The sequence below is a fragment of the Labrys methylaminiphilus subsp. lupini genome (assembly GCF_051161885.1).
Classification (GTDB): Bacteria; Pseudomonadota; Alphaproteobacteria; order Rhizobiales; family Labraceae; genus Labrys.
The window spans coordinates 1,230,512-1,249,778 of record NZ_JBMDIH010000001.1; the positions used below are offsets into that span (position 1 = coordinate 1,230,512).

The 19,267-nt window shown below is 63.6% G+C and carries 19 protein-coding genes; 7 read left to right on the forward strand and 12 right to left on the reverse strand.

Annotation, left to right across the window (positions count from 1 at the left end):
- Window positions 1-24: 24 nt before the first annotated feature.
- From ACN6KF_RS05725 to ACN6KF_RS05755, 7 genes are all read right to left on the reverse strand, one after another.
- Complete coding sequence (locus ACN6KF_RS05725; protein ID WP_434955910.1) at window positions 25-852, reverse strand: class I SAM-dependent methyltransferase; 828 nt, start codon at window positions 850-852, stop codon at window positions 25-27.
- A 97-nt stretch (window positions 853-949) separates the two neighbouring features.
- Window positions 950-1,300: a hypothetical protein gene (locus ACN6KF_RS05730; RefSeq protein WP_434955911.1), complete on the reverse strand. Its 351-nt coding sequence runs from the start codon at window positions 1,298-1,300 to the stop codon at window positions 950-952.
- 114 nt (window positions 1,301-1,414) lie between these two features.
- On the reverse strand, window positions 1,415-1,915 hold the full coding sequence (locus ACN6KF_RS05735) for a DUF934 domain-containing protein (RefSeq protein ID WP_434955912.1): 501 nt from the start codon (window positions 1,913-1,915) through the stop codon (window positions 1,415-1,417).
- A gap of 198 nt (window positions 1,916-2,113) precedes the next feature.
- Entirely contained in the window at window positions 2,114-2,881 is a 768-nt protein-coding gene (locus ACN6KF_RS05740) for a phosphoadenylyl-sulfate reductase (RefSeq protein ID WP_434955913.1), read from the reverse strand.
- Entirely contained in the window at window positions 2,865-4,532 is a 1,668-nt protein-coding gene (locus ACN6KF_RS05745; protein WP_434955914.1) for a nitrite/sulfite reductase, read from the reverse strand. The genes ACN6KF_RS05740 and ACN6KF_RS05745 overlap by 17 nt, the downstream gene beginning before the upstream one ends.
- A gap of 1 nt (window position 4,533) precedes the next feature.
- A complete protein-coding gene (locus tag ACN6KF_RS05750; RefSeq protein WP_434955915.1) occupies window positions 4,534-4,836 on the reverse strand; it encodes a DUF2849 domain-containing protein in 303 nt (100 codons plus the stop codon).
- Window positions 4,837-4,977: 141 nt separating this feature from the next.
- A complete protein-coding gene (locus ACN6KF_RS05755) occupies window positions 4,978-5,778 on the reverse strand; it encodes a GNAT family N-acetyltransferase (RefSeq protein ID WP_434955916.1) in 801 nt (266 codons plus the stop codon).
- Window positions 5,779-6,144: 366 nt separating this feature from the next.
- Between ACN6KF_RS05755 and ACN6KF_RS05760 the strand changes: the two genes are divergently transcribed.
- A complete protein-coding gene (locus tag ACN6KF_RS05760) occupies window positions 6,145-6,735 on the forward strand; it encodes a hydrolase (protein WP_434955917.1) in 591 nt (196 codons plus the stop codon).
- Between the two features lie 82 nt (window positions 6,736-6,817).
- Here the strand turns inward: ACN6KF_RS05760 and ACN6KF_RS05765 are convergent, their stop codons facing one another.
- Window positions 6,818-7,417, reverse strand: coding sequence for a hypothetical protein (locus ACN6KF_RS05765; RefSeq protein ID WP_434955918.1), 600 nt, complete (start codon window positions 7,415-7,417; stop codon window positions 6,818-6,820).
- Between the two features lie 62 nt (window positions 7,418-7,479).
- Window positions 7,480-8,385, reverse strand: coding sequence for a LysR family transcriptional regulator (locus ACN6KF_RS05770; RefSeq protein ID WP_434955919.1), 906 nt, complete (start codon window positions 8,383-8,385; stop codon window positions 7,480-7,482).
- Between the two features lie 122 nt (window positions 8,386-8,507).
- On the opposite strand from ACN6KF_RS05770, the gene ACN6KF_RS05775 reads away from it, so the two are divergent.
- Both ACN6KF_RS05775 and ACN6KF_RS05780 read left to right on the forward strand, forming a co-directional pair.
- Window positions 8,508-9,167, forward strand: a complete 660-nt coding sequence (locus ACN6KF_RS05775) for a nitroreductase family protein (protein WP_434955920.1) — start codon at window positions 8,508-8,510, stop codon at window positions 9,165-9,167.
- A complete protein-coding gene (locus ACN6KF_RS05780; RefSeq protein ID WP_434955921.1) occupies window positions 9,164-10,069 on the forward strand; it encodes an EamA family transporter in 906 nt (301 codons plus the stop codon). The genes ACN6KF_RS05775 and ACN6KF_RS05780 overlap by 4 nt, the downstream gene beginning before the upstream one ends.
- An 86-nt stretch (window positions 10,070-10,155) precedes the next feature.
- Here ACN6KF_RS05780 and ACN6KF_RS05785 read toward each other — a convergent pair whose 3' ends face one another.
- Both ACN6KF_RS05785 and ACN6KF_RS05790 read right to left on the reverse strand, forming a co-directional pair.
- The gene (locus ACN6KF_RS05785) at window positions 10,156-11,208 is read right to left on the reverse strand and encodes an aldo/keto reductase (protein ID WP_434955922.1); all 1,053 of its coding nucleotides are present in this window, start codon (window positions 11,206-11,208) and stop codon (window positions 10,156-10,158) included.
- Between the two features lie 11 nt (window positions 11,209-11,219).
- Window positions 11,220-11,936 carry a GntR family transcriptional regulator gene (locus ACN6KF_RS05790; RefSeq protein ID WP_434955923.1) on the reverse strand — a complete coding sequence of 239 codons (717 nt, stop codon included), beginning with the start codon at window positions 11,934-11,936 and terminating at the stop codon, window positions 11,220-11,222.
- Window positions 11,937-12,097: 161 nt separating this feature from the next.
- Here ACN6KF_RS05790 and ACN6KF_RS05795 point away from each other — a divergent pair, with 161 nt between their 5' ends.
- Window positions 12,098-13,627 (forward strand): UxaA family hydrolase, encoded by a 1,530-nt coding sequence (locus ACN6KF_RS05795; RefSeq protein WP_434955924.1) that lies wholly within the window; start codon window positions 12,098-12,100, stop codon window positions 13,625-13,627.
- A gap of 155 nt (window positions 13,628-13,782) precedes the next feature.
- The gene (locus ACN6KF_RS05800; protein WP_434955925.1) at window positions 13,783-14,526 is read left to right on the forward strand and encodes an alpha/beta fold hydrolase; all 744 of its coding nucleotides are present in this window, start codon (window positions 13,783-13,785) and stop codon (window positions 14,524-14,526) included.
- Window positions 14,527-14,537: 11 nt separating this feature from the next.
- Here the strand turns inward: ACN6KF_RS05800 and ACN6KF_RS05805 are convergent, their stop codons facing one another.
- Window positions 14,538-15,761, reverse strand: coding sequence for a TCR/Tet family MFS transporter (locus ACN6KF_RS05805; protein WP_434955926.1), 1,224 nt, complete (start codon window positions 15,759-15,761; stop codon window positions 14,538-14,540).
- 345 nt (window positions 15,762-16,106) lie between these two features.
- Here ACN6KF_RS05805 and ACN6KF_RS05810 point away from each other — a divergent pair, with 345 nt between their 5' ends.
- Together ACN6KF_RS05810 and ACN6KF_RS05815 are read left to right on the forward strand one after the other, a co-directional pair.
- On the forward strand, window positions 16,107-17,393 hold the full coding sequence (locus ACN6KF_RS05810) for a 3-phosphoshikimate 1-carboxyvinyltransferase (protein WP_434955927.1): 1,287 nt from the start codon (window positions 16,107-16,109) through the stop codon (window positions 17,391-17,393).
- A gap of 25 nt (window positions 17,394-17,418) precedes the next feature.
- Complete coding sequence (locus tag ACN6KF_RS05815; RefSeq protein WP_434955928.1) at window positions 17,419-18,891, forward strand: cryptochrome/photolyase family protein; 1,473 nt, start codon at window positions 17,419-17,421, stop codon at window positions 18,889-18,891.
- Window positions 18,892-19,267 lie beyond the last annotated feature (376 nt).

Consider the following 19,267-nt stretch of genomic DNA (forward strand, 5'->3'; position numbering starts at 1 on the left):
TGCGATCGCCAGTCGCTTGGTCGGTCAGAACCTGTAGCGCAGCAGCCGTCCGACCCGACCGAGGACGGGGATGGCCTTGAACAACCAGACGGCCAGGCGGGCAGGGCGGGACATTCGGGCGATCTGCGCGGGATCGTAACCCTGCCTGTCATAGGCGAGCAATTCCTGCATCAGCCTGAGACGCGGGATCTGGCGTTCAATGTCATGGGGATCGCCAAGGCTCCAATGCAGCTGTGCGCCGGTGGCGCGTATGGAGGGCTGCTTGCGGATCATGCGCAGGCCGAGGCTGTTATAGGCATCGAAGGCAATCTCGCCGCTGCGAAAATGCCCGGACAGCCTGTCGAGCAGGGGAACGGCCTGGTTGGCCTGCAGATAGGGAAACATGCCTTCGGCAAGGATCAGCGCCGGGCGACCTTCAGGCACAATGGTCTCGAGCCAGGCAGGATCGGTGACGGAGGATCCGATCAGGCTGTAGCCATCGCGCTCGGGATAGAGCCGGCGCCGGAGCGCGATCACATCGGGATAGTCGATGTCGAACCAGTGCACGCTGGCGGGTGGGTCGATACGGAAGACCCGGGAATCCAAGCCGCAGCCCAGATGCAGCACGATCGCGTCAGGGTGGAAGGCAAGGAAGGCGCGGGCCCAGTTGTCCAGGATGTAGGCGCGCATCGCCAGCCCGATCATCATGTCGCGGTTGATGCCGAGGCGCGAGAAATCGTAATCGATCCGGTCTATCGCCGATGCTGCGAAGCGGTCCTGCAAAAGCGAGTCGGGCAGGTGGCTTTCCTGGCCCTTGGCGTAGAGGGTGATGAGAAGGGTTTCCTTCTCCTGGCTCAGAGAAACCTTTTCCATGGCCCGGCTACGCTACAGGGGAACTGACAGGGCGCCCAGCCGGCTGCCTTGTCCATTGAATGGAACCAATCGCCGCGCTTGGCGCCGACGCCACACATCAGTGGCGCGAGAGGCGTCGAGCATTGGCCCGCACCCGTTGCTCGGCTGGCTTGGCGGCAGCGACGGCAACGGAGATCAAGCCGGACGCCAGATCCTGTGCATCGGCCTTGCCGAAAGCGGCGCGCAGGCCGAGCGCGGCCATCTCGCCAGTCGCTGCAACCGCGCCTTCGGCAAGAGCCTCGAACTTTTCAGTCACCATGAGGCTGGCTTCGATCAGATTGTCGGGGTGGGGCCAGAATGGCAGTGTTGCCAGGATGGGCATACGGTGACCGATGGTGACGGCGCTGGCTTGACTGGTTTCGAGAGCCGAAGACATGGCCCGAATGAACATTACCTGGAAAGAGAGCATGCAGCCTCCGATTCCCAGGCACTGTGGGCCGATATTTGGACAAGGGCAAGCTTGATGGTTGCAGGTCACCATTGCGCGAGATGATCGGCTTGCCTCGAGCGCCTTATGCTCGGGCTATCCCAGCCGGCGCCAGGGCTTGAGCTTGTCGGCCTTGGTTTCGTCGCTGCCGGTCGGCTGATAGCGCTTGTGCGAGATCGGCACCTTGCCGGCTTCCAGCGCGGCGATCGTCGGGCCATTGCTGATGTCCAGGGCATCGAAGCCACAGCGGATCATATAGGCGATACGATCGAACAGGATGTCGCCGACGGCGCGCAACTCACCGGCAAAGCCGTAGCGCTCGCGGGCGATACGCGCCAGGGAGAAGGCCCTGCCATCGCCGAATTTGGGGAAGGCGAGGGCCAGCAGCGGCAGGTTCGGCAGGGCCTCCGCCAGAAGGTCGATGTCGTCGGCCGGCTGCAGCACCACCCCGACCGGCGCGTTGCGGGAAGCGAGGCTGTCCTTTTCGGCCAGGAAGCGCTTCAGCGAGACGATCATGGCGCCGTCCGGCAAGGCGTCCTCGTCGCCGGCGAGCGTATAGATGTCTGCCTCGAAACGGCCATTCTTCCAGAGGGGCACGCGCGTCTCCTAAATCCCCACGCAAAGCGCAGGCTTCTCAACAGTATGGAAGTCGTCTCTCATACCAAATTGCATGGAGCTCGACTCGTCGAGGGCCAGTGCGAGCGGAGCTAAACAGAAGCCCCAATTATGCGCCTTTCGGCGCCTGGACTGCTTCGCTCCGCTCGCAATGATGGTCAACTACAATGTCAATTGTTATCAGATACCACTTCCGGCCTTCTCAGGCGAAACATGAATGCCGCACTCGACCTTGGACTTGCCGCGCCAGCGTCCGGCACGGGCATCCTCGCCCTCGGCGACGCGGCTGGTGCAGGGCATGCAGCCGATCGAGGGATAGCCGTCGGCAACCAGGGGGTGGGGCGGCAGATCGTGGCGTTCGAGATAGTCCGACACGTCCTTGCCAGTCCAGTCCGCCAGCGGGTTGACCTTGATGCGCCCGGCATCCGCCTCGAAGGGCAGCAGGGCACTACGGGTCGAAGCCTGGTGGCGCTTGCGGCCGGTGATCCAGGCCGAGAAAGGCTCCAGGGCGGTGTCGAGCGGGTCGACCTTGCGGATCCAGCAGCACATGTCGGGATTGCTGTAGGCCAGCAGCCGATCGGGGTCTTCCTGTTGTACCAGCGCCTGGCGAGGCGAGGCCGTGCGCAGATCGGTGAGGCCGAGCCGGCGGGCGAGCTCGTTGCGGTAGAGCAGGGTCTGGCTGAACAGCCGGCCGGTGTCGAGGAAGATCACCGGCGTGGCGCGGTCGATCTCCGCCACCATGTGGAGGAGGGCGGCCGATTCGGCGCCGAAGCTCGAGACAAGCGCAATGCCGCCCTTGTAGAGCGACAGCGCCGCACGCAGCACGGCCTGCGCATCGGCGTCGTGATATTGCGCCGCCAGCGCGATGGCCTGCGCTTCCGGATCGATGGCGGGGCTGGCCAAACCGACGGTCACGGGAGCGACCGAAAGATCAAGCACGCTGTCCATAGAGTGCCTCCTTGAAGGGCGGCAGGCCGACACGGCGCACCGCCTCCAGGAATGTTTCCTGTGGGGAGAGACGCAGGCCAAGATAGGTGTCGACCACCTTCTCGACCGCGTCGACGATGGCCTCGCTGCCGAAGCCGGGGCCGACGAGTTCGCCGATCGAGCAGTCCTCGCGGGCCGAGCCGCCCAAGGTGATCTGATAGTTTTCCACGCCCTTGCGGTCGACGCCGAGAATGCCGATCGCCGCGACATGGTGATGGCCGCAGGCATTGATGCAGCCGGAAATCTTGATCGGCAGGCTGCCGATCTCCGCCTGGCGCTTGGCCGAACCGAAGCGCTCGGACAGTCCCTGCGCGATCGGAATGGCGCGGGCATTGGCAAGCGAGCAATAGTCCAGGCCTGGGCAGGCGATGATGTCGGTGATCAGCCCTTCATTGGCGGTGGCAAGGCCCGCGCCCTGCAGCACGGCAAACAGGGCCGGCAGGTCGTCGAGCTTCACATGCGGCAGCACGAGGTTCTGCAGATGGCTAATGCGGATCTCGCCCAGCGAATAGCGATCGGCGAGATCGGCCACCAGATCCATCTGGTCGGAGGAGGCGTCGCCCGGGATGCCGCCGATCGGCTTCAGCGAAATGGTGGCGATGCCATAACCCAACTGCTTGTGGGCGTGAACGTTCACCGACACCCAGTGGGCGAAGTCAGCGTCCGTGTCCCTGGCCTTGTCGAAGACCGGCGTCCCGGAGATCGTCTCGAACGGGCCGGCGACGAAATATTGCTGCATCGCCGCCACCGAATCCGGCGTCAGCTTGAGCGCGCCGTCGCGAATGCGATCGAACTCGGCTTCGACTTCCTTGGCGATGGCGTCGAGGCCCTTTTCATGCACGAGGATCTTGATGCGTGCCTTGTACTTGTTGTCGCGGCGACCTTCGAGATTGTACACGCGCATGATCGCCTCGGTATAGGTGAGGAGATCCGCTTCGGGCAGGAAATCGCGCAAGGCCTTGCCGACCATGGGGGTACGGCCCTGGCCGCCGCCGACGAAGACGCGGAAGCCGATTTCGCCGGCCTCGTTGCGCACGATCTGATAGCCGATGTCGTGGACCTTGACCGCGGCCCGGTCTTCCTCTGCGCCGGTGATGGCGACCTTGAACTTGCGCGGCAAATAGGACAGCTCGGGATGAGCCGTCGACCATTGACGCATGATTTCGGCATAGACGCGCGGATCGGCGACCTCATCGGCGGCGGCGCCGGCGAAATGATCGGCCGTGACGTTGCGCATGCAATTGCCCGAAGTCTGGATGGCGTGCATCTCGACATCGGCAAGCGCCTGCAGGACGTCGGGCACGTCCTTGAGGGCGATCCAGTTGAACTGCAGGTTCTGGCGGGTAGTGAAGTGGCCGTAGTGACGGTCCCAGCGGCGGCCGATGGTCGCGAGGGTACGCAGCTGCTTTGAGGACAGCGTGCCGTAGGGCACGGCAATCCGCAGCATATAGGCATGCAGCTGGAGATAGACGCCGTTCATCAGCCGAAGGGACTTGAACTCCTCCTCGGTGATGTCGCCCGCGATGCGGCGCTGCACCTGGTCGCGAAACTCGGTGACGCGCGCGTTCACAAAGGCGTGGTCGAACTCGTCATAACGGTAGAGGGCACCCATTTTATTCGGCAGCCTCGGCAAGTTCGGTCTTCGGCAGGTAAGCGATGGTCGGGCCGAGCGCCCGGATGGCCTCGCGCAGTTTGGCGGGACGGGGCTTCTCGCCGCTGACGTCCAGCTCGACGGCATAGATCTCGACGACATCCTGCTCATTGGCAGCGGCGGTAACGCCGGCGAGGATCACATCGGCGGTTGCCTGATCAGGCTCGATGGCGCTGTCCGCCACATCGAGCGACCAGTTTCCGCTGGGGGTGCGGAACACCACGCGCCCATCCTTGAGGCGGTTGGCTGTGATAGCGAGCGGCATGATGAAAAACCCCTGATTGGAATTCATCCACGATATCGGTTCTCGCGCGCAATTTGTCAAATAGATTTCAATACGTAAAAATAATGTTATTTATAGGTGTTTTAAAAATTCATTTTATTTATCAATGAGATGACCCGAAAGTCATGCATCCTGAGCAACGCTGCTCGGCGACCATGCAACCTTGCGGCGATAAGAATAACGGCTGACTTCTGTAGAAAAGGCGAGCGAACGGTAGAGGGACCTGCCGATATCGTTGCCAGCCACCACCGGGAGACAGGCTCCTTTCGCGCCCTGTTCGTCCTGGGCCCAGGCAAGCAGGGCGTTGATGGCGCCGTAGGCATGACCCTGGCGCCGAAACTCGGGATCGGTCGCCACGGCGTTGAGGCAGACGATGCCGTCATACACCGCGCCGAAGGCGAGGGAGGCCGGGCGGCCGTCGCCGGCCAGCGAAACCGCATAACCGGTGGGCACGGCGACGGCGCCGAACAAGGCGCGAGCGTTGGCGGCGGCCGCTGCGGAGAATTTCTGGAGGCGGGCATGGGCCTCGAACCAGATGTCGTCGAGACCGGGCCGCACGAGCGCTGCGCTGCCGTTGCCTTGGGGCCGGGCGGTGGCAAAGTCGCGATAGAGTACGCAGGTTTCATCTTCGCCCGGGCCATATCCGGCCTCGTCCAAGGCGCTGCCGATATCCTGCGCCGAAACACTCGACAGGCGAAAGATGGTGGGCAAGCCGTGATGGGTATAGAATGCCTCGGCCAAGCGTATCTGCTCCCGTGGCTGGCGCGTGCCGGGCCAGAGCAGGCTGATGGAATTGGCCCGCTTGGTGTGCCCGTGCGAAAAGCGCAGCAGCCAGCCGTCGAGCCATATCGTCTTCAAGGCTGGCCAGCCGTTCAGGCATGCCTCTTCCACGCGCCGGGCCAGAACGTCGTTGTTGTCTGCCATGGTTGTATGCACTGCCTGTTCGTTGAAACCTCGGTGGTCCGCCGCGAGGTTGGCGACAAGGCGCCATATTTTGCGTCAGACTGATCATCCTTTTGTAGCGCAAGCTTGACCGGATGGTCGACTTGAGCTTTGCGCGGGGCTGCTCCTACAAGGCTGACTACCCTGGGCCGTGTCGTCGGTTATGGATCGCAGCAAAGCCATAACCGACGACACGGCCCGACTGCACCTCGCGGTGCCCGAAGCGTCTTGCGATTGGACGGACTCGCCCGGAATTGCAAAGGCGTGCGGAAACAACAGCTAGAGCAGGCAAGCGTTCAGCCATGAACGCGGCTTGCTCCAGCGCATCGACGTTTATCGGAGCTTGCCATGTTGCGTCTGGACCCCCGCCATACCGCCCTCGTGATGATCGATTTGCAGAATTGGATCGTCGGCCGGCCGGTGGCGCCGCATTCGGGCGAGAATGTCATCGAGCGGTCGCTGCGCATCGGCAAGGCGCTGCGCAAGGCGGGTGGCACGGTCGTCCTGGTGCGCGTGGCTTTTTCCGACGGCTATGGGGATGTGGTGAAGGTTCCTGTGGATGCGCCCCTGATCCTGCCCGAGGACAAAATGCCCCCCGAGGCTGTTGCCTTCGATGACAGGATCAACCCGTCGAAGGCCGATGTGGTGATCACCAAGCGCCAATGGAGCGCCTTTCACGGCACGGAACTGGATTTGCAATTGCGCCGGCGTGGCATAGACACGGTGATCTTCAGCGGCATTGCCACCAATTTCGGCGTCGAAGCCAGCGTCCGCGATGCTTTCGCCTACAACTATGCCGCCATCGTAGCCGAGGACGCCACCAGCAGCATGACGGCCGACATGCATCGCTTCTCGATCGATCATGTCCTGCCGCGCGTCGCCCGCATCCGCTCGAGTGCCGTGATCATCGATGCCATCAAGGAAGCCATGAAGGATTGAGCGGTCGTGTTGCCTCACCCCAGCGACGCTCCGGGCCGATTGATCGACCCGGAAGATGCCGACGGGGCAGCGATTCGTCCGCTCACGATTCTGATCGACCGGCAAGGCGGGAAATCAGATCCTTGGCCAGGCGATCGGCGCTGTTCGGATCGCTGACATTCATCAGGGGGATGTCGTGCCTGGTCGCGGCCTCGACGAAGGCTTCATTCTCGCGAACGGATCGTTCCGCGAACTTGTCGATGGCGATTTTCATCCGGTCGTCTTGCTGGGAATAACGGCTCCCTCTTTCGATGCGCTCCCGCAAGGCCCGAGGCTCGGCGTGGAGACAGATGACCAGTGCCGCGCCGATCGCCCAGTCGGGACAATATTCAGGCCGAAGGGCTGCCCCTTCCAAGACGAAGCCGTTGCCCTCTTGGCGTAGCGCCTGCAACTTGCTCTGGATGAGCGGGCGTATGTTCTCGTGATGGACTCGGAGAAACCAGTGAATGGCGTCGTCCGCCAGGCGGAGATAAAATTCCATGACGGGGTCTGGCACACCCGTCCAGGGACGCCCCGGATGGCGACCCAATTGATCGGTCGAAATCACGGGCCACCCGAGGGCGCTGCCGATGTGGTGGGCACAGGTCGATTTGCCGACATGCGAGGTGCCGAGCAGGAGCAGGGCGGACGGTTTTGTCATCATGGATCGACTATTGCTCTTGAGGGGAACCGATGTCCCATTCCGAGACATTCGCGATTCCGGCCCTAGATTTCGGGAAATGTCGAACGGGCAAACTGTTCGGCGGCAAAATCCAGGAACACCCGGACTTTCGGCACCAAGTGGCGTTTGGAAGGATAGATGGCGAAGATGGAGGTTTCCATGCTGTGCCAGTCCGTCAGGGCCGGCTGTAGCCGGCCGGTGCGCAGATCGTCCTCGACATAGATGCGCGGGATAAGGCTGAGGCCGAAGCCACCCAGCAAGGCCTGGCGGACGGCGAGGCTCGACGTCACCTTGAAGCGGCCTCTCACTGGCACGCCGACTGTTTCGCCATTCCTGTCGAAATGCCAGTGATCGGCATGGGAAGACAGGGTGAAGCGCACGCAATCGTGTTGCCTCAAATCTTCGGGCCGCGCCGGAAGGCCGGCGCGGGCGAAATAGGACGGAGCGCCGCAGACCACATGCGGCACGGCCATGAGCTTACGGGCCACCAGGCTTGAATCCTCCAGGAGATCGCTGCCGCGAATGGCAATGTCGTAGCCTTCCTGGATGATGTCGATGCGGCGGTCGTCCATGTTGAGGTCGAGGGATAGAGCGGGATTGGCGTGCAGGAAATCGGGCAAGGCCGGGGTCAGGCATTTGAGCGCCATGGTCATCGGCGAACAGACCCGCAGGAGCCCGGTGGGGGCTTGCCTCAATGCGCCGATCGAGGCACCGGCGTCGTCGATGTCGTCGAGAATCTGGCGAACGCGCTCGTAATAGAGGGCACCGGCTTCCGTCAGGCTCATGCGGCGGGTGGTGCGGTTGAACAGGCGCAGCGACAGAGTCGCCTCCAGTTCACCGATATTCTTGCTGATTGCCGCCGGCGACAGGCCGAGGGCGCGGGCAGCCTCGGCGAAGCTGCCGCGCTCGGCCGCCTGGCGAAAAGCCTTGAAGGCCGTGAGCTGATCCATTGATTGAACACCGCAGGTAATGAATATCGTAATCTTATCCCATATTATCGTTCTGTGGTGAATTCCTAGATTGATCTGCAGTGATCGCAATACGCGCTCCCCCGACATCAAGCAGGCAAGCCATGACCTATTTCGCCAAGATTCCCGTTGCCGACACCGCACTGGTCGAGGCCCAGTGGAAGGCCGCCATCGAAGGCCGGGTATCGGCCAATCATTTCGATCCTTCGCATCGGCTGTCCGACGCCGACATCGGCGAATTGGTGCGATTGGCGACCTCGGCGCCCTCCGCCTACAATCTGCAGAACTGGCGTTTCATCGCGGTGCGCGAAGCTCAGGCCAAGGCGCGCCTGCGCCAGGCGGCGCATGGCCAGGCCAAGGTCGGCGATGCCGCCGTCACCTTCATCGTCTGCGGCATGCTGGCGGGCTGGGTCGACCTCGCCGCGCGGCTGCGTCCCGCGGTCGAGGCGGGCCTGATGCCGGAAGGCGTGCTGGAGGGCTGGGTCGCGGCGGCCCGGCGCCAATTCGAGGACAATGCCGAGGCCGAACGCGACGAGGCCATCCGTTCAGCGAGCCTGGCGGCTGCGACGCTGATCCTGGCCGCTTCCGCTTCGGGCCTGGCCTCAGGGCCGATGACGGGCTTCGATGCCGAGGCGGTCAGGGCCGGTTTCGGCCTCGGGCCGGACGAGATCCCGGTGATGCTGGTCGCGGTCGGCCGAGCGGCGGAGGGCAATGGCTCGCAAAAGCCGCGGCGGCCTCTGGAAGACGTGATGGTGCTGTCATGAGCAGTCTCAGTCAGGCTTCTTCAGGGAGCGCCATGGGGCACGGCCGGCCTCTCGACGTGTTGATCACCGCCATCGCCCCGGCGGTGTGGGGCAGCACCTATATCGTCACCACGCAGCTCCTGCCGCCCGGCTATCCGCTGACCGTGGCGATGCTGCGCGCTTTGCCGGCGGGATTGCTCCTCCTCCTGCTGGTGCGGCAATTGCCGAAGGGGCATTGGTGGTGGCGCGTCGTGGTGCTTGGCACGCTCAACATCGCCTTCTTCCTGACCATGCTGTTCATCGCCGCTTACCGGCTGCCGGGCGGTGTGGCGGCCACCATCGGCGCCATCCAGCCGCTGATGGTGATCTTCCTGACCCGGGCCGTGCTGGGCACGCCGGTGCGGCTGGCGGCGATTGCGGCCGCCCTGGTGGGTTTGGGCGGCGTGATGCTGCTCTTGATCGCACCGCGCAGTGTCGTGCTCGATCCGGTCGGCATTGCCGCCGGCTTTGCCGGGGCGCTGTCGCTGGCGTTGGGAACGGTGATGAGCCGGCGCTGGCAGCCTCCGGTGTCGACGCTCACCTTCACGGCCTGGCAGTTGACGGCCGGTGGCCTTCTCCTGGTGCCTGTCGCATTATGGGTGGAGCCGCCTTTGCCGGCGCTCAGCCTCGGAAATGTCGCTGGCCTCGCCTATCTCACCCTGATCGGTGCGGCGCTGACCTATATGCTCTGGTTCCGCGGCATTGCCCGTCTCGGCCCCTCTGCGGTGGCCTCGCTGCTCTTCCTGTCACCCCTGACCGCCGTGGTGCTGGGGTGGGGCCTGCTCGGCCAGTCGCTCACGGTTGTACAACTCATCGGCATGGTTCTGGTGATCGGCAGTGTCTGGGCGAGCCAGAAGCTGCAGGCTGGAGTGCGGGGACACTGACGGCTGTCGTGAGTGTCTGCGTATGTATACAAATAAAAATGGCGGCCAATGGCCGCCATTTTTGTCGTAGGTCGTGCGCGCCCTGGTCAGGCCGGTACTGGCGCATCCTCGCGCAGCAGGCCTTCGGCCTTGAGGTCGTCCCAGAGTGTCGCCGGGATCTTGGCGCCCATGATCTCGGCATTGCGCGTGACTTCCTGAGGCGATTGGCCGCCGGGAATGACGGAAACCACCTGGGGATGGCCGAGTGGAAATTTCAGCGCGGCCTCGACCAGCTTGACGTGGTGGGAGGCGCAGACCCGCTCGATCCGGGCAACCCGGTCAAGGATCGCAGGCGGCGCCGGATCGTAATTGTAGAAGGCGCCCGGGCGCGGCCCGGTCGCCAGGATGCCGGAATTGTAAGGGCCACCCAGCACGATGCCGATCTTCTTTTCCGCGCAATAGGGCAGGAAGCTGGTGAGGGCATCCTGTTCGAGCAAGGTGTAACGGCCGGCAAGCAGGAAGACGTCGAAATCACCGGCGCGTGCCAGGGTTTCCGCCACCTGCCACTCGTTGATGCCGGCGCCGATCGCCTTGACCGTGCCCTCGCTGCGCAACTGTTCGAGCGCACGGTAGCCGCCCTCCATCAACTCCTTGATGCGCTGGTCGGAGGCCTCTTTCGAGCCATGGGTGAAGATGTCGACGTCATGGGCGAGCAGCACGTCGATGGTATCGATGCCAAGGCGTTCGAGCGAGAACTCCACCGAGCGCATCACCCCGTCATAGGAATAGTCGTAGACCTGCTGGCGGGAGGGCGTGTCGAAGAACTTGCCGATGCCGGTGCGCTCTTCCGGCGGCACCGCCTTGAGCAGGCGTCCGATCTTGGTGGAGAGAACGTAGTCCTCGCGCTTGCGTCGGCGCAGCAGGGGATTGAGGCGCGTCTCGGCGAGGCCCAGGCCATAGAGCGGGGCGGTGTCGAAATAGCGGATGCCAGCATCCCAGGCCGCGTTGACGGTGAGGGCGGCGACATCCTCGTCGAGTGCCCGGTAGAGATTGCCGAGCGGAGCTGTACCAAAGCCGAGTTCGGTAAAGGGGATCACAGCGCCGGAACGGCTGGTGTGTTTGCGGATGGCGAATTTGCTGTCGGGCAATTTGTTGGTCATGGCCTCTCTCTTCACAGGTCTTCGAACAGTGTGGGATTTTCGGCGGCGAAGGCCACCAGCTCCGTGATGACGGTATCGAGATGCGCTTCCATTGCCCTGGCGGCGGCATCGGCATCGCCGCCTCGCAGGGCTGAAACGATGGCCTGGTGGTCGACCAAAGTGAGGGCAATGTGCCGGGGCGAAGAAAGCAGGCGGCGCACGCGATCGAGATTGGCGCGGGCCGCCTCCACAGCCGCTTTGACGCGGGCAAAGCCGAGGGCTTCAAGCAGAATGAGATGGAATTCGAGGTCGAGCAGGTGGAAGCCGCGCCGGTCGCCAGCCTCGGCAGCCGCCTGCTGGTAGCGCAGATTGCGCTCGAGTGCCGGCAGCAGCCTGTCGTCGTGATCGCGGGCCAGGCTGCGCACCGCCTGGGCCTCCAGGGCACGGCGGATGAACATACTCTGGCGCACTTCAGCCAGTCGGATTCGCGAGACGTGAGTGCCGCGCTGCGGCAGGATTTCCACCAGCCCCTCGGCCTGCAGGCGGGCCAGGGCCTCCGAGACCGGAAAGCGCGACACGCCCAGCCTTTCGCAGATGGCAAGTTTGTCGATGTCCTCGCCCGGCGCGAGTTCGAAACCGATGATGGCTTCGCGCAAGACCGCCAGCACGCGCTCCGTCGTGCCGCCGCGGCCCGTCATGCCAAGCGGCTCGAGGAAGGCATAAGAGGCTTTGACGGTGACATCTGACATGCTAACATGTTAGCAATGGCTTTTGCCCTTGCCTAGAGCAAAGTGCGATTTGTCTAAAATCGCACTTTCTCTCCAACTCATTGTTCTGACGCGTTTTCTCAATCGAAAAGTCTATCAACTTTTCTGGAAAACGCTTTGGCACTTTTCACCTGGATTTCGTCATGCAGATCGTTGCCAAAACCGCCCGGACCTTGCGTCTCAATGCCAAGGACAATGTGCTTGTCGCCATCGACGTGATCGAGCCCGGGGCCGATGTCGAGGGCGTGACGGCGCTGCAGCGCGTGCCCAAGGGCCATAAGATTGCCGTCGTGCCGATTGGCGAGGGCGAGCCGATCGTCAAGTTCGGCCAGATCATCGGGTTCGCCTCACAGGTGATCGTGCCGGGTTCCCACGTCCATTCGCACAATTGCGAGTTCCATGCCTTTGAGCGCGATTACGCCTTTGCACAGGACGCGCGTGAGGAATCGATCCTGCCGCTCGACCAGCAGGCAACCTTCCAGGGCTATCGCCGTCCCAACGGCAAGGCCGGTACGCGCAATTATGTCGCCATCCTCACCAGCGTGAACTGCTCGGCCTCGGTGGCCCGCTTCATGGCGGATGCCTTCAACCAGTCCGGCGTCCTGGCCGATTATCCCAACATCGATGGCGTGGTGCCCTTCGTGCATGGCACCGGCTGCGGCATGGCCGACAGGGGCGAAGGCTTCGAGATCATGAAGCGCACGCAATGGGGCTACGCTTCCAATCCCAACATATCAGCCGTGCTGCTGGTGGGCCTGGGCTGCGAGGTGTTCCAGATCGGTCGCATGAAGACCGAGTATGGCATCGTCGAGGGCGACCATTTCCAGACGATGACGATCCAGGACACTGGCGGTACGCGCAAGACCATCGAGCAGGGCATGGAGCGCATCAAGGCGATGCTGCCGCTGGCCAACCAGGCCAGGCGCGAGACGATCCCGGCCTCCGAGCTGATCCTGGCGCTGCAATGCGGCGGCTCGGACGGCTATTCCGGCATCTCCGCCAATCCTGCCCTCGGTGCCGCCGCCGATATGCTGGTGCATCATGGCGGCACGGCCATCCTCTCCGAAACGCCGGAAATCTATGGCGCCGAGCACCTGCTCACCCGCCGCGCCGCGAGCCGCGAGGTCGGCGAGAAGCTGGTCGAGCGCATCAAGTGGTGGGAAGAGTATACAGCCAAGAACAACGGCTCGATGGACAACAACCCATCCCCCGGCAACAAGGCCGGCGGGTTGACCACCATTCTGGAAAAGTCTCTCGGCGCTGCGGCCAAGGGTGGTACGACCACGCTCACCGCCGTCTATGAATATGCCGAACCGGTGAAGGAGAAGGGCTTCGTCTTCATGGACACTCCCGGCTATGATCCCGTCTCGGCCACCGGGCAGGTCGCAGGCGGCGCCAACGTCCTTTGCTTCACCACCGGCCGCGGCTCGGCCTATGGCTGCAAGCCGACGCCCTCGATTAAGCTCGCCACCAATTCCGACATCTATCGCCGCATGCAGGACGACATGGACATCAATTGCGGCGATGTGCTGGAGGGCGTCTCGATCGAGGAGAAGGGCAAGGAGATCTTCGACAAGATCCTGGCCGTCGCCTCGGGCGAGAAGTCGAAGTCGGAAGAACTCGGCTACGGTTCCAACGAGTTCGTGCCCTGGCAGGTCGGCGCGACGATGTAACTTTCCGGATCGGGTCGGATTGTACGTTGCTTGTCATTGCCGGGCTTGACCCGGCAATCCAGTGCCTCAGGCCGGCATCTGGCGGCCCCTGGATACCTGGGGCAAGCCCGGGTATGACAAATTCTGTGCCGTTCTCTCTTTAAAGACCATCTGCCATGCCCTTTATCTCCCATAACGGTCATCGTACCCACTATCAGACAGTCGGCGCGGGACCGCCCGTCATGCTGTTGCATGGGCATTTGCTGAGCTCGCAATGCTGGCTCGAAGGCGGCTTCGCTGAAGCGTTCCTGACTGATCACACGGTGGTGCTGGTGGATGCGCTCGGCCATGGCCAAAGCGACGGGCCGGCGGATCCGGCCGCTTATCGCCTGGAGGACCAGGCCGGCAAGGTCGCGGCTGTGATGGATGCCCTCGAAATCGAGAGCGCGGACGTCATTGGTCACTCGATGGGGGCGTGGACCGCGGCCGGTATGGCCAGGCACTGTCCCGATCGCCTGCAATCCCTGACGCTCGGCGGCTGGGACCCGGTGAAGGGCGTGTCGGCCGCCTTTCCGCCGGGCTTTGACGGACCGTTGCATTTCGAGCAGGCCCTTGAATTGGCGCGGGCCTTCGTGCCGCATCTGGTCTCGTGGGTGACGCCTGCGGACGAGCCGGGCCTGCGCGCGAGCTGGAATGCGCTCGCCGAAATGGACGGCCTGGCGGAGGCCTTGCTGTCCGGCGGAGCGCCGGTGCTGATGTGGTGCGGCCGCGACGATATTCGAGGGCGCCATATGAAGGTCTTCGCCGAGCGCCATGGCCTCGAGATGATCTGGACCGCGGGAAACCACAACAGCGTCGTCTACGAACACGCGCCGGAAGGGGCGCGAGCCGTCAGGGCCTGGCTCAGGCCAGGTAGCTAGAGCGCTTTGCTCTAGGACGCCCGCCGCTTCTCCGGCACGGCGAGAAAGGCCAGCAACGCGAGCGCCGCGATGATGGCGGCAGCAAAAAAGGGCGCGCCGGGCAATTCGATCACCGCCTCCTTGCCGGCAAACAGGCCGAAAAGCTGGGTCGCCATGGCCGGGCTCAGAATGGCGGTGATGCCCATCAGGCCGGAGATCGCGCCCTGCAATTCGCCCTGTGCATCGTCGTCGACCTGATGGGACATCATGGCGTTGATGGCGGGCATGGCGATGCCGGCAAGGCTCGAGAAGCCCAGCAGCGCGTAGATGATCCAGCCCTTGCTGGCCAGGCCGTAGGCGACCAGCACGACCGCCTCGAGCGCCAGACAGATCGCGGCGGTGCGCCATTCGCCGAGGCGCCGGATGATGACGCCGACTAGACCACCCTGCACGATGCCGGTGATCACGCCGAAGGCCGCCAGCGACAGGCCGACATCGAACTCGCTCCAGCCATAGCGATAGATCGTGTAATAGGCCCAGATGGCCGGGTAGACGTTGTTGGCCAGGAAATGCAGGAACAGCACCAGGCCGGCGCCGAGCAGGAAGGGGTGGTGGCGAAAGGCGATCAGGGTGCCGAGCGGGTTGGCGCGGGAAAGCGCGAAGGGGCGGCGCTTTTCGGGCGCCAACGTCTCCGGCAGCACGAAATAGCCATAGACGAGGTTGGCGAGCGACAGGGCCGCCGCGGCGAAGAAAGGCGCGCGCGGGCCGAACCCGGCGAGCAGGCCGCCCAGTGCCGGGCCCAGCGCGAAACCGACGCCGAAGGCGGCACCGACCATGCCGAAGGCCTTGGCGCGCTCCTCCGGCCTGGTGATGTCGGCGATGAAGGCATTCGCTGCGCTGTAGGAGGCGCCACAGATGCCGGCGATCAGCCGTCCGAGGAAGAGCCAGGCGATGGTCGGGGCGAAGGCGGTCAGCAGATAGTCGATGCCGAGGCCCCCGATGGAAAGCAGCAGCACCGGCCGCCGCCCATGCGCATCGGAGAGATTGCCGAGGATCGGACCAAACAGGAACTGCATGGCCGAATAGGCCACGAACAACCAGCCGCCAATCACCGAAGCCTCGGCGATGTCGACATGCGCGACCCCCTCGATCAGGCGTGGCAGTACGGGAATGATGATGCCAAGGCCGATCATGTCGATCAGCACGGTGATAAGCACGAAGGTGAGGGCGTGGGGGCTGGTCTTCGATTCCGTCATGGGGCACCCTATCTGAAAAACCAGATCCTCCGCAGGTTGCTCTTCCAAGCAAATTCCTGCTGATCGAGCCACGGGAACGATCAGCAGAAATTCTGCTTAGCTGGCCGCAGCCGCGGCGTGCAATCCACGAGGCCGGAGGCGGCAGGATTGGTTCTCACTTGGCGCAACCGCGCAACAATCGTAGAGAGGGCGCGATTGCGTCATTCTGCCCGCTGCGGCGGGGCCAGAGCGTTTTATGATTTGGCGGAATCGCCAAGAATCGCAAAGACGCGTTGAAACAAAGATTTAGAGCAAAAAGACGTTTCCGTTTAAACGCGCTTTGCTCTTGGAATGAAGGAATAGAGGATGTCGACGGATTGGAGCGGAGATGTGACCACGGTGATCCCGCCGGATCACCCGCTGCGCGGACGCGTGGTGCCGCCGGGCTCCAAGTCGATCACCAACCGGGCCTTGCTGGTGGCGGCGCTGGCCAAGGGAACCAGCCGCCTGACCGGCGCGCTCAAGAGCGACGACACCCGTTACATGGCGCTGGCGCTACAGGCCATGGGCGTCACCATCGAGGAGCCTGATGCGACCAGCTTCACCGTCACCAGTTCGGGCCGGCTGATGAAGCCGGCTGCGCCCCTCTTCCTCGGCAATGCCGGCACGGCCACCCGCTTCCTGGCCGCCGCGGCGGCCCTGGTCGAGGGCGATGTCGTGGTTGACGGCGATGCCCATATGCGCAAGCGCCCAATCGCGCCGTTGGTTGCTGCACTCGGCACCCTTGGTATCGCGGCCGAGGCGCCGACCGGCTGCCCGCCCGTCACCGTGCACGGCAAGGGCAGCTTCGGGGCAGGGCGGGTCGAGATCGATGCGGGGCTATCAAGCCAATATGTCTCCGCTTTGCTGATGGCGGCCGCCTGCGGCCAGGACCCTGTCGATATCGTGTTGGCAGGTGGGCGGGAAGGCGAGGAGATCGGTGCGCGCGGCTATATCGACCTGACCCTCGCCACCATGCGTGCTTTTGGTGCCGAGATCGATCGGCCCGACGCCCGGACCTGGCGGGTGTCGCCGACGGGCTATCGGGCTACCGACTATCTGATCGAGCCGGATGCCTCCGCTGCGACCTATCTATGGGCCGCCGAGGTGCTGACATCGGGCGCCATCGATCTTGGCGTGCCGGCTGAAGCCTTCACCCAGCCGGACGCCAAGGCCCATGCGCTGATCGCGGCCTTTCCGCATCTGCCGCCGGTGATCGATGGCTCTCAGATGCAGGACGCGGTGCCGACACTTGCCGTGCTCGCCGCCTTCAACCAGACACCCGTGCGCTTCACCGGCATCGCCAATCTGCGCGTCAAGGAATGCGACCGGGTGGCCGCGCTCGCCGACGGCCTGACCCGCATTCGTCCCGATCTCGCCAGAGAGGAGGGCGATGACCTCATCGTTGCTTCCGATCCCGGGCTTATAGGCCAGACCCTGCCGGCTTCGATTGACAGCTACGCCGATCATCGCATCGCCATGAGCTTCGCGCTGGCAGGGCTGAAGATCCACGGCATCTCCATCCAGGATCCTGGTTGCGTCGCCAAGACCTATCCCGGCTATTGGCAGGCGTTGGCCTCGCTCGGGGTAAAGCTGGAGGAAAGCCACGCGTGAAGGCGCGCTGACCGGGGGCAGAGGCATGGCGACAACGGTTTCCCCCCCGGCCAAGCCCGGTATCGTCTGGTTTCGCGATGATTTGCGCCTGCGCGACAATCCCGCCTTGCATGCCGCCTGCCAGAGCGGGGCGCCGATCCTCTGCCTCTATATCCACGAACCCGCAGGGACGGGCCAGCGCCGGCCGGAGGGCGCGGCGCTCTGGTGGCTGCATGGGTCGCTCGTGGCGCTCGATGCGGCCCTGCGCGAAAAAGGCGGGCGATTGCATGTCCTCGCCGGCGCAGCCGAGGAGATCCTGAATACAATTGTAGACAAGGTCTCTGCCGGCGCCGTCTACTGGAACAGGCGCTATGATCCGGCTGGCCGGGATATCGATACGGGCATCAAGGCGGGGCTGCGGTCTCGCAGTGTCGAAGCCCATAGTTTCAATGGCTCTCTCTTGCGGGAGCCCTGGACGATCTCCTCCCAATCGGGTGGACCCTATTGCGTCTTCGGGGCCTTCTGGCGGGCCTTCCAACAGGGGACCGTCGAGCCACCCTTGCCGGCACCGGCCGAACCCACCTTTGCGCCGCTTGCGGAAGAAGTGGTTCAGCACTTCGGCTATCCAACCGCCCTCGAGCCCGATCCCCAGCGTCCCGATTGGGCCGTAGCGATGCGTGCGGACTGGACGCGCGGGGAAGCGGCAGGGCTCAGCTGCCTGCAGGACTTCCTCGATGAGGATCTCGCGGGTTATGCCAACGATCGTGATCGTCTCGACGACAGGACGACGTCGCGGCTTTCGCCCTTTCTGCGTTTCGGCAATGTATCCGTGCGGCAACTTTGGCATGCGCTCTCGGCACGCCAGCATGGTGGCATGGCGGCCGGCGATCGCGACGTCGACAAGTTCAGGTCGGAACTCGGCTGGCGCGAGTTTTCCTATTCTCTCCTCTATCATCGCCCGCCGTTGCATGAGCGCAATCTTCAGCCGGATTTCGATGCGATGCCCTGGCGCCAGGACGGCAGAGATCTCGCCGCCTGGAAGCAGGGCATGACCGGCTATCCCGTCGTTGACGCGGCCATGCGCCAGCTGTGGGCGACCGGGTGGATGCACAATCGCGCCCGCATGATCGTCGCCTCCTTCCTGGTCAAGCATCTGCTGATCGATTGGCGGGAAGGGGAGTGCTGGTTCTGGGAGACCTTGGTCGACGCCGATCCGGCCAATAATCCGGCGAGCTGGCAATGGGTGGCCGGATCGGGCGCTGACGCCGCACCCTATTTCCGTATCTTCAATCCGGTGACCCAGGGCGAGAAGTTCGATCCGGATGGAGTTTTTGTGAAGAAGTGGTTGCCGGAACTCGAGCGCCTGCCCGCTCCCTTCGTTCATCGGCCCTGGACCGCCTCATCCGCGCAACTCGATGCGGCTGGCATCCGCCTCGGCAGGACCTATCCTCTTCCGATCGTCGATCACAAGGTTGCTCGCGAAAGGGCATTGGCGGCTTGGCGCTCGCTACGTGGATGATGTGCTGCGACGAAGAATAGGTGTTTTGTTTGATAGGCGGCACTGCCCCTCACCCTTACCCTCTCCCCGTAAAAACGGGGCGAGGGGGACTTCGATGGCACGTTTGAATGGAAATGGTCTTATCTCGCCCAGCCGAAGAGCCAGATGAGATCCTTGGTGATAAAATCGCAACGCTTGTGCCCCCTCGCCCCGTTCTTACGGGAAGAGGATAAGGGTGAGGGGCTGCGCTGTGATATCGAAGGAATCATTCAATCCGCGGCCATCTTTGAGATGTCATGGCGAAGGCCGGAACCGCGGCCTGCAGTGACGTCGCAGCCCCTACCGCGATAGCGTTCTTGCCGCTAGGTTGAGGCCCGCTGAGTCTGAAGGGGGGATC

Coding starts and splice junctions, on each gene's coding strand:
- ACN6KF_RS05725 (WP_434955910.1), bottom strand. CDS start 852: ATGGAAAAGGTTTCTCTGAGCCAGGAGAAGGAAACCCTTCTCATCACC.
- ACN6KF_RS05730 (WP_434955911.1), bottom strand. CDS start 1,300: ATGCTCTCTTTCCAGGTAATGTTCATTCGGGCCATGTCTTCGGCTCTC.
- ACN6KF_RS05740 (WP_434955913.1), bottom strand. CDS start 2,881: ATGGACAGCGTGCTTGATCTTTCGGTCGCTCCCGTGACCGTCGGTTTG.
- ACN6KF_RS05745 (WP_434955914.1), bottom strand. CDS start 4,532: ATGGGTGCCCTCTACCGTTATGACGAGTTCGACCACGCCTTTGTGAAC.
- ACN6KF_RS05750 (WP_434955915.1), bottom strand. CDS start 4,836: ATGCCGCTCGCTATCACAGCCAACCGCCTCAAGGATGGGCGCGTGGTG.
- ACN6KF_RS05755 (WP_434955916.1), bottom strand. CDS start 5,778: ATGGCAGACAACAACGACGTTCTGGCCCGGCGCGTGGAAGAGGCATGC.
- ACN6KF_RS05760 (WP_434955917.1), top strand. CDS start 6,145: ATGTTGCGTCTGGACCCCCGCCATACCGCCCTCGTGATGATCGATTTG.
- ACN6KF_RS05765 (WP_434955918.1), bottom strand. CDS start 7,417: ATGATGACAAAACCGTCCGCCCTGCTCCTGCTCGGCACCTCGCATGTC.
- ACN6KF_RS05770 (WP_434955919.1), bottom strand. CDS start 8,385: ATGGATCAGCTCACGGCCTTCAAGGCTTTTCGCCAGGCGGCCGAGCGC.
- ACN6KF_RS05775 (WP_434955920.1), top strand. CDS start 8,508: ATGACCTATTTCGCCAAGATTCCCGTTGCCGACACCGCACTGGTCGAG.
- ACN6KF_RS05780 (WP_434955921.1), top strand. CDS start 9,164: ATGAGCAGTCTCAGTCAGGCTTCTTCAGGGAGCGCCATGGGGCACGGC.
- ACN6KF_RS05785 (WP_434955922.1), bottom strand. CDS start 11,208: ATGACCAACAAATTGCCCGACAGCAAATTCGCCATCCGCAAACACACC.
- ACN6KF_RS05790 (WP_434955923.1), bottom strand. CDS start 11,936: ATGTCAGATGTCACCGTCAAAGCCTCTTATGCCTTCCTCGAGCCGCTT.
- ACN6KF_RS05795 (WP_434955924.1), top strand. CDS start 12,098: ATGCAGATCGTTGCCAAAACCGCCCGGACCTTGCGTCTCAATGCCAAG.
- ACN6KF_RS05800 (WP_434955925.1), top strand. CDS start 13,783: ATGCCCTTTATCTCCCATAACGGTCATCGTACCCACTATCAGACAGTC.
- ACN6KF_RS05805 (WP_434955926.1), bottom strand. CDS start 15,761: ATGACGGAATCGAAGACCAGCCCCCACGCCCTCACCTTCGTGCTTATC.
- ACN6KF_RS05810 (WP_434955927.1), top strand. CDS start 16,107: ATGTCGACGGATTGGAGCGGAGATGTGACCACGGTGATCCCGCCGGAT.
- ACN6KF_RS05815 (WP_434955928.1), top strand. CDS start 17,419: ATGGCGACAACGGTTTCCCCCCCGGCCAAGCCCGGTATCGTCTGGTTT.